Origin of the sequence: Nonomuraea solani (genome assembly GCF_900108335.1) — a bacterium.
Taxonomy (GTDB): domain Bacteria; phylum Actinomycetota; class Actinomycetes; order Streptosporangiales; family Streptosporangiaceae; genus Nonomuraea; species Nonomuraea solani.
In genome coordinates, this window is sequence record NZ_FNVT01000039.1 from 1 (window position 1) to 13,839 (window position 13,839).

Genomic DNA, 13,839 nt, shown 5'->3' on the forward strand with positions numbered 1-13,839 from the left:
CAGGCGTAGTGCCCGTATTCGGTGGGTGGACGTCGTGCCGTGTGGTCGAGGTCGCTTCCGGTGAATACGGGCACTGATGGGCGTGTCGGAGTTCATCGTGTGGGGGGACTCCTGCGGCGTTGGTTAGTGCGCCGTGGGTTCAGCCCGTGTCTGCCTGGGGTCGCTCACTTGCCCCAGCCGTGGTGGTTGTGGTTGCGGTTGACGATGACGATGCGGATCCGGCCCACGCCGTGGTGACGGCGCCAGCCGCCCCAGCCGTGGTTGCGGCGCCAGCCGCCCCAGCCGCGGCCCCAGCCCCAGCCGCAGCGGCGCCGGGCCTGGCAGCCCCATCCGGTCAGGACCGAGGTCTGCGTGCCGGCCTGCGTACCGCTCTGGACCGCGCTGGCCGAGGCGGTGGTCGCACCCGCGGCCACCACACCCCCGCTCAACGCCGTGCCGATGGCCAGACCCGCGAGAACACTCTTGAACTTGGGCATTTGAGATTCCCCCCTAAAGGTTCGATTGCCCTGTTGCCCGCAGCCGCCACCGAAACCCTGCCAAGCGAAACGCGAGGACGGCGGACCCGGTAGCGGATGCCGCGGACACCCGGAAGAAAAACCGGGATCCGCACTCCTGCATATAACCGGGCGAAACACCAACAAACCGGCATTGTCTTCTTTTGCCCGATAACAGAAGAAACCACAACCACCCCCCTCTCGCCCCGGGCAACACGAAGAGGGCCCCCCGGCAGACGCCAGTGGAGCCCTCAATAAGAATTGCCGTGAAGACGAGGAGAAGGAATCTCAGGTCCGATCCGCACCCCCGTACGGGCCGCTCCCAAGAATTCGAAATCCTCCGGTCGAAATCCACGCCTAAAGTATGGACGGCGTCCATCAATGGATGGCGATCCCTCTCCCCTCGTCCTTAGAGCACGGTCATGTCACCATTTCCCGTTGCTCGGGCCGTTGTCGTTGCGGTTGTGGTTGCGGATGACGATGCAGATCTTGCCGTGGCCGCCGCGGTGGCCGTTGCCCCAGCCGCGGTGGCCGTTGCCCCAGCCACCCCAGCCGCCCCAGCCGCGGTTGTGGTGACGGCCGCAGCGGTTCTTGCGGCGGTGGTGGTGGCCCCAACCCCAGTTGTCGCCCTCGACGAAGGACGTGCCAGTGGTGACCGGGGCGGCGACGGCGGGTGTGGTCCCCATCGCGACCACGGAGCCGGTCATCGCCGTGCCGATGGCGAGTCCTGCCATAACACTCTTGAGCTTGGGCATTGTGTTTTCCCCCTAAAGGATGGATTGCCCCGTTCGAGACGTTTCCTGGTACCTGAAACAGGTCTTGGACGGCTGCTGAAGAGTCATCCGGTTAATGTCATTTCCGGGGCGACGGGCGGGCAAACAGGAATCACCCTATTTTGCTATGCATTAACAATCTTATTGCTTGGATTAAACATCTATCCCATGAAATGACACCATATGTCCGATTGGTCCGCAAACGGGAGGCGTCAGGGCGTGCGGGAACCCCCGGCCGTTGAATGGTGAAAGATTTCAGGCATGGCGAATGGTGCCCGCTTCAGGCGTGACGGCCCGGCTTTTCGCGTCACCATAATGGCGTCCGCCAGTATCGCCCGGCTGAATTTGAAATCGGGCATGGACGGCAATCGTCATTCTCCGAGGAGGGTGTCGATCCGCCCCGAAAAGGTGTCGCTCGCTGTTGTGCGTTCCCCGGCGAGGTCTCTGCCCGGCCCGCTCCACCAATACGGTGGGTGCCGGAAGCGTCGCTGACGGTGTCGCACTGGCAAAGATGCTTTCCGGCTGTGGCCGTCATAAACGACATACGGCAGCTTTTGCCACTCTGTTGCCCTGCCATGAGGCTGCTTGGACATCTATGAAGCGAAATATCAAGAAATGTCCGATGTTGAGCCGCGTCCCAGCGGAGGGCGGCATCGCGGCGCCGCGCCCCTCCCTGAGGGTCCGTGCCGCGAAGGTTCCGTCTAGCGCCGGCCGATCTTCTTCAGGTAGGCCGCAAAGGCGAACCCCCGCCGGCCCACCTCCGTCCCGTGGATCCTGCGCCACTTCCCGAGCTTCTTGCAGCTACCCCATGTGCGATCCCCCGGATACAGCTTGTCCACGATCCGCCCGCGCGGCGCGATCCGGACGTTCAGCCTCGTTATGACGTGCTGCACCTGATACCTGCAGCCCGGCCGTTCGAGAACGGTGACGGCGCCGGCCGGGCTCGCGCCGCCCAGCGCGACGAGTACGCCACTCGCGAGCGCCGCGGCCGCGAGGCTCGCGGTGATACGGATTGTGAGCATGCCATTACCCCTTGTCAATATTTGGGGTTGTAAACGCGCTGATGTCCTGATAGGTGGGGTAAAAACCGTTCTGTACGGAATCCAGACCCCCTCCGGGGGAGATGGTTATCGTTGAGAGGATGTTCAAGACCCAGGAGGTGGAACCCCCATGGCGGCGCCGATCCCACACTGGCCGGGACGCATGATCGGCCCGGTGCACGTCCGATCCACCCCGGCGGGACGCGCCGAGCAGGCGGTGTTCGTGCACGGCCTGGCCGGCTCGGCCACCAACTGGACCGACCTGATGGACGAGCTCAAGGACACGGTCACCGGCCACGCCATCGACCTGCCCGGCGCCGGGTTCTCGCCCGAGCCCGCCGACGGCGACTACACGGTCGCGGCCCACGCGGAGGCCGTGATCGGCCTGCTCGAACACACCGGGCCCGCGCACCTGTTCGGCAACTCGCTCGGCGGCGCGGTCGCCGTCAGGGTGGCCGCCGCGCGCCCCGACCTGGTCCGTACGCTCACGCTCATCTCACCGGCGCTGCCCGACCTGCTCCCGCGCTACGGCCCCGTCCGCGTGGCCGCCGCCGCGGTGCCCATGCTGGGCGAGTGGGTGGCCGACCGGCTCCGCCTGGTCCCGGCCGAGCAGCGGGTCAACGCCTCCCATTCCATGGTCTGGGGCAACGCGAAGTCCGTGCATCCGATCCGCCTGCGCGACGCCGTCGAGGAGCTCCGCAGGCGCGACGACCTCCCCTACGCCGGCCAGGCCATGATCGCCTCGGCCCGCGGCATCGTGGCCGAATACTTCCGGCGCGGCGAGGACAACCTGTGGAACCAGGCCGCCAGGGTCCAGGCGCGCACCCTGATCATCCACGGCCGGCACGACCGTCTCGTCCGGCCGGCCATGGCGCGGAAGGCGTACCGGACCTTCCGGCAGGTGCGGCTCGTGCTGCTGCCGACGGCGGGTCACGTGGCGCAGATGGAGATGCCGCAGGTGGTGGCGGCCGAAGCACGCCGTCTGATCGGTGAGACTCGATTGGGGAATGCCCCACTGCCCAGCTAGGTTTCACAGTGGAGATAAGACCCCCTGCAAACGGGAGCGTAGAAAGTGTCGTTGCCACCGCTGGTCGAGCCGGCCGCAGAGCTGTCCGTCGACGAAGTGCGCCGCTACTCGCGCCACCTGATCATCCCCGACGTGGGGATGGCGGGACAGAAGCGGCTGAAGAACGCCAAGGTGCTGTGTGTGGGCGCCGGGGGCCTGGGCTCGCCCGCGCTGATGTACCTCGCGGCGGCGGGCGTCGGCACCCTCGGCGTCATCGACTTCGACGTGGTCGATGAGTCCAACCTGCAGCGCCAGATCATCCACGGCCAGTCCGACGTGGGCAGGCCGAAGGCGGAGAGCGCCGCCGCCACCGTGCGCGAGATCAACCCGCTGGTCGAGGTCGTGATTCACAACGAGGCCCTGACCACCGAAAACGTCATGGAGATCTTCTCCGGCTACGACCTCATCGTCGACGGCACCGACAACTTCGCCACGCGCTACATGGTGAACGACGCCGCGGTGCTGCTCGGCAAGCCGTACGTCTGGGGCTCGATCTACCGTTTCGACGGCCAGGCGAGCGTGTTCTGGGCCGAGCACGGCCCCTGCTACCGCTGCCTCTACCCGGAGCCCCCGCCTCCCGGCATGGTGCCCTCGTGCGCCGAGGGCGGCGTGCTCGGCGTGCTGTGCGCGTCGATCGGCTCCATCCAGGTCAACGAGGCCATCAAGCTGCTGACCGGCATCGGCGACCCGCTGGTCGGGCGGCTGATGATCTATGACGCCCTGGAGATGAAGTACCGCGACGTCAAGGTCCGCAAGGACCCCGAGTGCGTGCTGTGCGGCAAGAACCCGACGGTCACCGAGCTGCTCGAAGACTACGAGGCGTTCTGCGGCGCGATCTCCGACGAGGCCGCGCAGGCCGCCAGCGGCTCCACGATCACCGCGCTGGAGCTCAAGGCCATGCAGGACAACGGCGAGAACATCTTCCTCGTCGACGTCCGCGAGGTCAACGAGTACGAGATCGTCTCCATCCCCGGCGCCACGCTGATCCCCAAGGGCGAGTTCCTCAACGGCTCGGCCCTGGAGAAGCTGCCGCAGGACAAGAAGATCGTGCTCCACTGCAAGTCGGGTGCCCGCTCCGCCGAGGCCCTCGCGGTCGTCAAGGCGGCCGGCTTCGCCGACGCCGTCCATGTCGGCGGTGGCGTGCTGAGCTGGGTCAAGACGGTCGACCCGAGCCTGCCCAGCTACTAGGGGTTTCTGGGGGCCTTGGCTGGTTAAGGTCGATGGCGTGAACTCTGCCCGCCCCTGGCCCACCCTCGTGGTGGCCTCCGCGCTGACGCTGGTCTGCGCGGTGGCCGCCGGAGTGGCGGGCAGCGCGGCGGGTACGGAGCTCACCCGTGGGCCGAGCACGGCCGAGTTGCACGAGGCCGCAAGGCGTGAGGTCGCCGACCGCTGGCGCACCTGGCCCACGGGCCGTATCTTCCCCGCCACATTGCCCTACTCCGCCGAGCAGGGCGGCCAGGAACGCGCCAGCCGGATCGGCATCTCGCCGCAGACCGCGTGCGGCGACTCGGTGGACGCCAAGGCGGTCAGGGCCCTGAGCGGGGCGGGCTGCAAGGGCGTGCTGCGGGCCACCTACATCGACGCGCTGCGCGGCGTGCTGGTCACCATCGGCGTGGTGGCGCTCCGCGACGAGCTGGGCGCCGTCCGAGCCAAGTCCGCCTTCGTCCGGATGGGCGCCGACGTCGGGGTCGACGACGGCAAGCCCGCGCCGGGGCTGCGGCCGCTGGCCTTCCGCGACACCGTGTCCGACCGGTTCGGCCCGGCCGTCCGTCAGTCGGGATCTGTCCGGCAGGCGGGCCCCTACCTGGTGCTGACCACGGCCGGGCAGGTGGACGGCCGGCCCGCCGACGCGGCGGCCGAGCCACGACCGGCCATCTTCGCCTTCGCCGGTGAGATCTCCGAGCACGTGTTGACCGGCCTGAGCACGCCCAAGATGCCCGACTGCGCGTCCCCGGAGTGGCAGTGCTGACCCGGCGGGCCGCCATTACGGTTCTGACTCGGCGGGCCGCCGTCACGGCCGTGGTCGCCGTGACGCTGCTGGCGGGGGCGGGGCCCGCGCGGGCGGACGACGTACGCGGGGGGCAGCAGGCGGTGATCAAGACGCTGGAGCTGACCCAGGCGTGGCGCGCGAGCAAGGGCGCCGGGGTGCTGGTGGCCGTGCTCGACTCGGGCGTCGATCCGCGCCATCGGGATCTCGCCGGGTCCGTACGCGTCGGCAAGGATTTCACCGAGGGCGCAAATCCGCCGGGTACGGCTCCCAGCAGGCTGCACGGCACGTACATGGCCTCGTTGATCGCCGGCCACGGTCACGGGCTGAACGGAAAGCAAGGGATCATCGGCGTCGCGCCCGAAGCGGACGTACTGTCTGTAAGGGTCATCCTCGAGGACGAGGAGCCGGGTTTCCGCGAGTTCAACTCGGCCGAGCGCTTCGAGCACGTGGTGGCCCGCGGCATCCGATACGCGGTGGACGAGGGGGCGGACGTGATCAACATGTCGATCTCCAAAGAGCTGGCGACCAGGGAGGAGCGCGCGGCCATCCGCTACGCGATCTCCAAGGGCGTCGTGCTCGTCGCCGCCGCGGGCAACGAGGGCGACAGGAAGATCGACGCCGACTTCGCCCCCTACTCCTATCCGGCCGCCTTCCCCGGGGTCGTCTCGGTCGGGGCCACCGACCGGCGGCTGAAGCGGGCCGCGTTCTCCAACTGGAACTCTTCTGTGCTGGTGGCCGCCCCCGGCGTCGACATCATGGGCGCGGGCCCCGGCGACGAATACTGGGTCGGCAGGGGCACCTCGCAGGCGACCGCGCTGGTGTCGGGAGTCGCAGCCCTCATTAAGGCAAAATTTCCGGACATGTCGCCGCCGCTCGTGGCACGCGCCCTCGCCGACAGCGCCACCGACCGGCCCCCGGGCGGCTACGACACCGGCACCGGCTTCGGCGTCGTCAACGCCGCCAGGGCCCTGTCGGAGGCCGGCGAACTGGCCCACCACACCGAGACCGCGAGAGTCGGCCGGGTCCAGGATCCCGCCGAACCGGTCGCGGGGGGCAAAGGAGGCCCGGTCAAGGTCATCACCAGGGACGAGCAGCGCGTCACGGCGTACACGGCGATCGCCGCGGCGGCCGCCGCCGGCGCGCTCGCGTCTTTGAGCGTCATATTCATCCTGGTCAGACGCGTACGCCGGGCACACAGCTCACAAGACGCATGATCCGCCCATCAAGGGGGACGAAATAGACACATGTCGAATGCGGGAACGAGGCGGTGGTGAAGGCACGTAGGTCGACCTCAGGGCTACCGCGCGCCGGGGGAGAAGCCACGCCGGGGGGGAGAAACCCGCTTGGTACCGCGACCGGCCGCCGCTCACGCGTGCGCTCGTGGCCGGCGGCGGACTCCCGCAGGCGAGCGGCCGCCAAAGAGCGCGCCGAACTGGTCAGCCTGCGCCAGGGGGTGCGCTACCGGCGCATGTTCGTGGCGCTGCTCGGCGTCATCGTGGCCGTGTCGGCGGTCGTCGTGCTGCTCGGCACGATCGGCCTGCTGGCCGAGACCCGGTCGCGCCCGTTGACGTCCTCTGAGCAGAACCAGTACAAGCAGGAGGAGATCGCCCGGCGCTGGCAGGCGTGGCCCGCCACCGGCGTCTTCCCCGACGAGGTCAAGTATCTCGGGCTCGACCGCGCCCAGCAGTACGCCAAGCGCGTCGGCATCGCCCCCGAGACCGAGTGCGCCAAGGGCGTGGACGCCTCCGTGGCCGGGGTGCTGCAGAGCCATGGCTGCCTCACCATGCTGCGGGCCACGTACATCGACCAGACGGCCTCGTTCGTGTTCACGGTCGGCGTGGCGGTGCTGAAGGACGAGGACTCCCGGGTCTCGGCCACCGAGGAGCTCACCCAGGACGACCGCGTCGGCGTGCTGCCCGTCGCCTTCCCCGGCACCGTCACCGAGCGCTTCGGCCCCGACCAGCGCCAGCGCACCGCGTGGGTGGGCGCGGGACCCTATGTCGTGTTCTCCACGGGCGGCTACGCCGACGGGCGCACCAGGGCCGCGATCCCGCCCGAGGAGATCCTGCACAGCGAGCTCTGGCCGGCCGCAAAGTCCATCGGCAACCAGATCGCCTACTTCCTGGCGGACCCGCCCAAGGTGCCGCCCTGCACTCAGGGGAACGTGTGCTGACCGCCGTACGCGCGCTCACGGCCGCGCTGCTCGTCCTCCCGGGCCCCGCCGCCGACCCCGTCAGGGAACAGCAGCAATGGGTGCTCGACGCGCTCAACGTCGAGCAGGCGTGGTCCATCACCAAGGGCGAGGGCGTCACCGTCGCCGTCGTCGACAGCGCCGTGGACGACCGGGTCAAGGAGCTGAAAGGCCGGGTCACCGCCGGTCCCGACATGAGCGCGGGAGCGGTCGAGCGGCGGCTGCCGCCCGGCAGGCACGGCACCGCCATGGCGGGTCTGATCGCCGGCTCGGGCGAGGACGACGGGCTGATCGGCGTCGCGCCGGGCGCGCGCATCCTGTCGCTGCCGATGATGACCGACGACGAGCCCGACGGCGGCGCCTTCCCGCCGATGGAGGACGGCGAGATCTCCGCCGAGAGCCCGCTGGCCCGCGCCCTCCGCTACGCCGCCAACCACGGCGCCCAGGTCGTCAGCATGTCGATCGGCTCGTACGGCCCCGTCAGGTCCGAGCGCGAGGCCGTCTCCTACGCGCTCGGCAAGGGCGTCGTCCTGGTCGCCGCCGTCGGCAACGACGGCCTGACCACCTACGCCAAGGACAAGGGCACCTCCTACTGGAGCTTCCCCGCCGGCTACCCCGGGGTCATCGGCGTGGCCGCCACCGACAAACAGGGCAAGCGGGCCACGTTCAGCAGCGACAACCTGTCCGTGCTGGTGGCCGCGCCGGGCGTGGACGTGCCCGTGGTCAAGCGCAAGAGCGGCTACGAGATGTCCGAGGGCACCAGCTCCTCCGCCGCGCTCGTGGCCGGCGTGGCCGCGCTGATCAAGTCGCGCCATCCGAAGCTGCCGCCCGAGCAGGTCGCCCAGGCGCTGGCCGCCGGCGCCAGGGGCCGGCCCGCCGCCGGATACGACGATCAGACCGGGTTCGGCGTGGTCGACGCGGCCGCCGCGCTCAACGCCGCCGAACGGCTGACCGGGGCCCAGCGCAGCGTCGTGCCCGGAATGCAGCATTTCGGGCAGGGGGAGGACTCTCCCGTACCGACCAGGCCGGGGGCCGATCCGCTGCGGCTGTGGCTCTACGGCGGCGGCGTGCTGATCGCGCTGATCACGTTCTGCGGGGCGATCATCGTGCTCAATCAGCGTAGAGAGTGAAGATCCGCTATGGTCGCGCGTCATGGGATACGAGCTGCGGGTGGTGCGCGAGTCGCCACTCGCCTTCGCGGAGCTCGCGAGGGCCATCGCGCCGGCCGGTTTCGAGCTGCGCAACGCTGAGGGATACGGTCAGATCGGGGCCCGTCACGGGGGCACCACGCACTCGGTGGCCCGCTGGCAGGGCCGGCTGATCGGCGAACCCGGCTCCGACTGGCAGGTGGCCCAGCTCCTGCGGTTGTCGGCCGTGCTCGGCGCCCGGCTCGTGGGCGAGGACGGCGAGGTCTACGCGGTGCGCGACGGCGTCATCGAGGTCGACTCGGGCGGCGGGATCGTGGAGATCGGCAAGTTCGACGAGATCATCGACGCCGGTCCGGCCGCATGGAGCCCATGAACCCGTTCGTCGAGCGGGTGCTCGACCTCGTCGAGCGCATCCCGCCCGGCAAAGTCATGGCCTACGGCGACATCGCCGAATATCTCGGTGAGGGCGGCCCGCGCCAGGTCGGCAAGGTGATGTCCACCTGGGGCGGCGGCGTGCCGTGGTGGCGCGTCGTGCACTCCAACGGCACCGGCGCCGCCCCTGACCACCTGCAACGCTGCCTGACCCACTGGCGTGAGGAAGGCACCCCGCTACGGGGCGAACGGGTGGACATGAGGCTGGCTCGCTGGGACGGGCGTTCAGCGGATTTTCAGTAAGTAGTTTGACCTGCGGTTTCGCCGAATGGGCGATTCTGTGACATGCGACTCCCCTTACCATGGGCAGAACACTCATGGCGGCCCGAAAGGCGGTGCCTCCCTATGGCCACCGGCGTCACAGCCCAGAGCCAGGGCGGCGATTCGCTCGCCGACCGCCTCAAGGCTGTCCAGGATCTTTGCGATCGTGGCGAGCCTCTGGAAGCGGTCATGCGAGCAGTCGGCCCAGGCGGTCGCGACGCGGCGTTCGACACCGAGGTGCTCAGCGGGCCCCTCGGGTCCCGCATCGACCTGGCGGTCAAACGCGGCCCGGCGCGACGTCGCGAAATGCTCGACCTCGTACGCCCCTACCTCGCGGCCGTGGACGCGGGGGTCAAGCGCGATCTGCCGGTCGCGCGCCGTGTCGTCGTTCATCTGATCGAGCACCGCCCCGACGACGAGCTCGTCGAGGGCGAGACGCTCGCCAAGGTCGTGACGGCGGCGGCAGAGCCGTCCAAGCGCATCCGCAAGGGCCTGCGCTGGTACGCCGACCTGCCCTTCCGCGACGAACTGTCGCCCGACCTCTACCGGCTGCGGCGCGCCGACATGGTGCCGGTGACCCACATCGACGACATCGTCTGGGTCAACGGCAGGCTGCGCGTGAGCGGCTTCGCCTACCTGGCGGGGCTCTCGGTCCGCAGCCGCAGGGCCAACTGGGCGACCGTGGTCCTGCGCGGGCCGCGCTGGCTGCCGCCGATCCGGATGCGCACACGCCGGGTGCTGGCCCCCGAGGCCACCCACGGCGCGCGCGAGCCCGGCTGCAACTACGACTGGTCCGGCTTCACCGCCGAGCTGAGCCCGTGGCCGCTGCGCTGGCGCGGCGCCGTGCGCGCGGTGGTCCACGGCGTGCGCCGCCGCATGCGGCACCGGCCCTCCGTGCCCGACGCCACGACGTGGCGGGCCGAGATCGTGTTCTGGAGCCGTGGCGCGCGGGCCACCGGTCTGCTGCGCGGCTCCTCGATCGGCCGCCCCGAGCGGCCCGCCGGGCTCAAGCTGAAGCCCGGCTGGTGGGTCAGACCGGTCTGGACGTCCGACCGGGCCCTGCAGGTCGTGCTCCAGCCCAACAGGGCCGAGCTGACCGGCGTGACGCTCGACGGCGACCGCCTCGAACTGAAGATCTCCCTGCCGGGCCGGCAGGTGACCAAGGGCCACGCCAGGCTCGGCGGCCACCGCATCGCCGCCGACTTCACGCCTTCAGGCGACGGTACGCAGGTGCTGGTCGGGCTGGCCGTGCCCACCCTGCTGCAGGAGAAGGACGGGCGGCGGCTCTGGGTCGAGCCCAAGGGCGACCCCGCGGCCTCCGTCATGCTGGGCGACCTGGTGGAGACCCGCACGCCGGTCGGCGACCGCGAGATCACCGTGCTCGGCGACCGCCGCGACCGGGTGGTCGTCTCGGCGCACCGCATCCGCCCGGTGATCACCTCGGCGGTCTGGGACGGCTCCGCGCTCGTGCTGCGCGGCGACTACCCCGACGCCGACGGCCCCCGCACGCTCACGCTGCGGCACCGGTCCGGGTTGTCCTATCTGCTGCCGATGGAGCGCTCCGGAGCGCAGTTCTCCGTACGCGTCGAGCCGTCGTCCATGGACCGTTTCGGCGAGTCCGTGCCGCTGAGCTCCGGCACCTGGAACATGTCGATCCGGCACCCCTCGGGTGAGATCGTCCCGCTGCGCATGGACCACGCGGCCCTTGCCGGGCTCGACGAGGAGCCGCGCACGCTGGGCGGGCACACGTACCGCATGATCTCCACGCGTTTCGACGTGCCGGTGATCACGGTCGAGGAGGCCAGGCCGGCCGACGAGCGCGGCGTGGCGGGCACCCACGTGCTGCGCCGCGTCTTCTACCCGGCGCAGCGTACCGAGCCGCTCAACGACGCGACCGTCTACGTCGTCAACGACGGGCGCCTCTACGCCGACAGCGTCCGCGCCATCTACGAGGAGCGGCTGCGCAGGGGCGACGACCGCGAGCACATCTGGGTGGTCAAGGACGGCGCGTTCGTGCCGCCGGGCGGCGCGAGCGTCGTCCGGGCCGGCAGCCGCGAGCACCACGCCGCCCTGGCCAGGTCGCGCCACATCGTCACCAACTCGTTCCTGCCGGTGTGGTTCCGCGCCCGCGAGGACCAGGTGGTGCTGCAGACGTGGCACGGCACCCCTGCCAAGCTGATCGGCAACGACCAGCCGCACATGAACCGCGACCCCAGGCCGCCGATCTGGCACCGCCAGGCCGCGGAGGTGCGCGGCTGGGACCTGCTGCTGTCGCAGTCGCCGTGGGCCACGCCGGTGCTGCGCAAGGCGTTCGGCTACAAGGGCGAGATCCTGGAGAGCGGCCTGCCCCGCAACGACGTGCTCAACTCGCCCGACAGAGACGCGCTGGCCGCCGCCGCGCGCGAGCGGCTCGGGCTGGCCGAGGGCAAGCGCGTGATCCTGTACGCGCCGACCTGGCGCGACTACGACCGCAAGAACGCGATGGTCAAGCTCGACCTCGCCAAGGCCCGCGAGGCGCTGGGCGCCGACCACGAGATCCTGGTACGCGCCCACCCGATGCAGGCCATGCCCGCCGTCCCCGACATCGCCCGCGACGTCACGACTTATCCGGATATCGCGGATCTGCTGTTGGTGACCGACGTCCTGGTGACCGACTACTCCTCGGTCATGTTCGACTTCGCCGCCACCGGCAGGCCGATCGTGCACTACGGCTACGACCTGGCGAAATACTCGTCGAAGCGGGGCCTCTACCTCGACCTGCCCGAGCTCGCGGCCGGCCCCGTGCTCTCGACGTCGGCCGAGGTCATCGAGGCGCTGCGGTCGATCGACGAGGTGGCCGCGGCCCACGCCGACCGCTACGACGCCTTCCGCGCCACGTTCGCCCCGCGCGACGACGGCAAGGCCACGGCCAGGGTGGTGGACCACCTCTTCTCCTAGAAGAGCTCGGGAAGATCAGGCAGCAGAAATCGCCTGGCGGGGTCATAGTCCGCGCCGAAGGCCAGATCCCTGGCCTTCGGCGGGGCCCCGCCGTCCGGCGTGAACTCGACGAGCAGGTAGAGCAGGGACGAGATGCTGGTCCCGCAGACGACCTCGCCGTTCTCGATGAGCTTCCTGACGCCGGACAGATGCACCCACTCCACCCGCTCGGCCTCCCAGGGGTCGGAGGGCGGCCCGATGTGCGTGGCCGACTCGCCCCGGTAGATGTGGTGCAGGCTGTCGAAGAACCCGTTGCTCGGCTGGATGGACAGCAGCGGCCGCAGCGGCCCCGGCCGCCAGCCGGTCTCCTCCTCGACCTCGCGCGCCGCCGCGGCCCTGGGCATCTCGCCCTCGTCGACCTGGCCGAGCGGGATCTCATATCCCCAGGTGTCGGTGATGAAGCGGTGCCGCCAGATCAGCAGCACGTGGTCGGCGGAGTCGGTGATCACGGCCCCGGCCGCCGGCGCGGACCGGACCAGCCGATGGTCGAGACGGCGCCCGTCGGGCAGCTCCACATCCGCCACCCGGACGTCCAGCCAGGGGTCGCGGTAGAGCGACTTCTCGGAGTGGACCTGCCAGCGCATGCCATCAACCTCCCGCACAGGGCGAAATGTCGACCCTACGTTACAAGGGCCCACGCTCCGTATGTGAGCGATCCGGGCTCACTTCTGGAACTCCACCTCAAGGGACAGCGGTGACTGCCGGATCTCGCAGGTCCCGAGCCCGGCCTGGGTGGTCATCCGCTCGAAATCGCCCTTCGTGTACGCCCGCCGCGGCAGGAACGACTTCAGCGCGAACCTGGTGAACATCCTGGACAGCGCACCCATCTCCATCCGGGCCACGTCCTCGTCCACGGCCTGCTTGGAGACGTCCTTGCGCAGGTCGAGGATCAGCCCGCGGCCGCCGGGCCGCAGCACGCGGCGCATCTCCCGCAGGGCCTGGACGGGGTCGGAGAAGTTCTTGAACGCGGCGCAGCAGACGAGGAAGTCGAAACCGTCATCGTCGAACGGCATGGCGGACGCGTTCCCCAGAAGGAAGTCGACCCGCACGCCGGCCTCCGCGGCCCTGGCCCGGGCGATCTGGACGAAGGTCTCGCTGATGTCGAGGCCGGTGACGGTGTAGTCGCCCGTCGCGGCGAGGCCGATCGACAGGAATCCGGGGCCCGGGGCGACTTCCAGGATCCTGGCCCCTTTCCCGGCGCGCTGCCGCACCATGGCGACCTGCTCGTCGTACCTGGTGGGGGACTTGGCGTTGTTGGTGGCGTACCAGCGGGCGATGGCGCCTTCCATGCCGATGCCCCGGTAGCCCTTGTCCGTCTTGGTCATGCGAACACGATATGTCGCGTCTTGCGGATGTCAAGATATATCTCGGTTGACGCCGCCAGCGAACATCGGACGTCGGCGTGTCGCGAAGAATCCGGATTTTGGCGGCGATAACGTAGGCGATTCGCGTGGGGAGAGCGGGCAAG

At 69.8% G+C, this 13,839-nt stretch carries 14 protein-coding genes; 9 read left to right on the forward strand and 5 right to left on the reverse strand.

Features of this window, described 5'->3' with window-relative positions; genetic code table 11:
• Positions 1-164: 164 nt before the first annotated feature.
• From C4V41_RS62565 to C4V41_RS57515, 3 genes are all read right to left on the reverse strand, one after another.
• Entirely contained in the window at positions 165-476 is a 312-nt protein-coding gene (locus C4V41_RS62565; RefSeq protein WP_160150499.1) for a hypothetical protein, read from the reverse strand.
• 443 nt (positions 477-919) lie between these two features.
• Positions 920-1,228: a hypothetical protein gene (locus C4V41_RS62570; RefSeq protein ID WP_160150767.1), complete on the reverse strand. Its 309-nt coding sequence runs from the start codon at positions 1,226-1,228 to the stop codon at positions 920-922.
• Positions 1,229-1,968: 740 nt separating this feature from the next.
• Positions 1,969-2,289, reverse strand: a complete 321-nt coding sequence (locus tag C4V41_RS57515) for a hypothetical protein (protein ID WP_103964516.1) — start codon at positions 2,287-2,289, stop codon at positions 1,969-1,971.
• Positions 2,290-2,482: 193 nt separating this feature from the next.
• Between C4V41_RS57515 and C4V41_RS57520 the strand changes: the two genes are divergently transcribed.
• The 9 genes from C4V41_RS57520 to C4V41_RS57560 all read left to right on the forward strand — a co-directional run bounded on the left by C4V41_RS57520 (position 2,483) and on the right by C4V41_RS57560 (position 12,332).
• A complete protein-coding gene (locus C4V41_RS57520) occupies positions 2,483-3,334 on the forward strand; it encodes an alpha/beta fold hydrolase (RefSeq protein WP_235031043.1) in 852 nt (283 codons plus the stop codon).
• A 45-nt stretch (positions 3,335-3,379) separates the two neighbouring features.
• On the forward strand, positions 3,380-4,561 hold the full coding sequence (gene moeZ / locus C4V41_RS57525; protein WP_103964518.1) for an adenylyltransferase/sulfurtransferase MoeZ: 1,182 nt from the start codon (positions 3,380-3,382) through the stop codon (positions 4,559-4,561).
• Between the two features lie 37 nt (positions 4,562-4,598).
• Positions 4,599-5,342: a hypothetical protein gene (locus tag C4V41_RS57530; RefSeq protein ID WP_235031044.1), complete on the forward strand. Its 744-nt coding sequence runs from the start codon at positions 4,599-4,601 to the stop codon at positions 5,340-5,342.
• A complete protein-coding gene (locus C4V41_RS57535; RefSeq protein ID WP_235031045.1) occupies positions 5,330-6,577 on the forward strand; it encodes a S8 family serine peptidase in 1,248 nt (415 codons plus the stop codon). The genes C4V41_RS57530 and C4V41_RS57535 overlap by 13 nt, the downstream gene beginning before the upstream one ends.
• A 158-nt stretch (positions 6,578-6,735) precedes the next feature.
• Positions 6,736-7,536 carry a hypothetical protein gene (locus C4V41_RS57540; protein ID WP_103964520.1) on the forward strand — a complete coding sequence of 267 codons (801 nt, stop codon included), beginning with the start codon at positions 6,736-6,738 and terminating at the stop codon, positions 7,534-7,536.
• Complete coding sequence (locus C4V41_RS57545; protein ID WP_103964521.1) at positions 7,530-8,684, forward strand: S8 family serine peptidase; 1,155 nt, start codon at positions 7,530-7,532, stop codon at positions 8,682-8,684. Before C4V41_RS57540 ends, C4V41_RS57545 begins: the two co-directional genes overlap by 7 nt.
• 22 nt (positions 8,685-8,706) lie before the next feature.
• Positions 8,707-9,075, forward strand: a complete 369-nt coding sequence (locus tag C4V41_RS57550; RefSeq protein WP_103964522.1) for a hypothetical protein — start codon at positions 8,707-8,709, stop codon at positions 9,073-9,075.
• A complete protein-coding gene (locus C4V41_RS57555; protein WP_103964523.1) occupies positions 9,063-9,377 on the forward strand; it encodes an MGMT family protein in 315 nt (104 codons plus the stop codon). Before C4V41_RS57550 ends, C4V41_RS57555 begins: the two co-directional genes overlap by 13 nt.
• A 207-nt stretch (positions 9,378-9,584) precedes the next feature.
• Entirely contained in the window at positions 9,585-12,332 is a 2,748-nt protein-coding gene (locus C4V41_RS57560; protein ID WP_103964524.1) for a CDP-glycerol glycerophosphotransferase family protein, read from the forward strand.
• Here the strand turns inward: C4V41_RS57560 and C4V41_RS57565 are convergent.
• Together C4V41_RS57565 and C4V41_RS57570 are read right to left on the reverse strand one after the other, a co-directional pair.
• A complete protein-coding gene (locus tag C4V41_RS57565; protein ID WP_103964525.1) occupies positions 12,329-12,955 on the reverse strand; it encodes an NUDIX domain-containing protein in 627 nt (208 codons plus the stop codon). The genes C4V41_RS57560 and C4V41_RS57565 overlap by 4 nt on opposite strands.
• Positions 12,956-13,033: 78 nt before the next feature.
• Entirely contained in the window at positions 13,034-13,696 is a 663-nt protein-coding gene (locus C4V41_RS57570) for a class I SAM-dependent methyltransferase (protein WP_200824987.1), read from the reverse strand.
• Between the last annotated feature and the right edge of the window lie 143 nt (positions 13,697-13,839).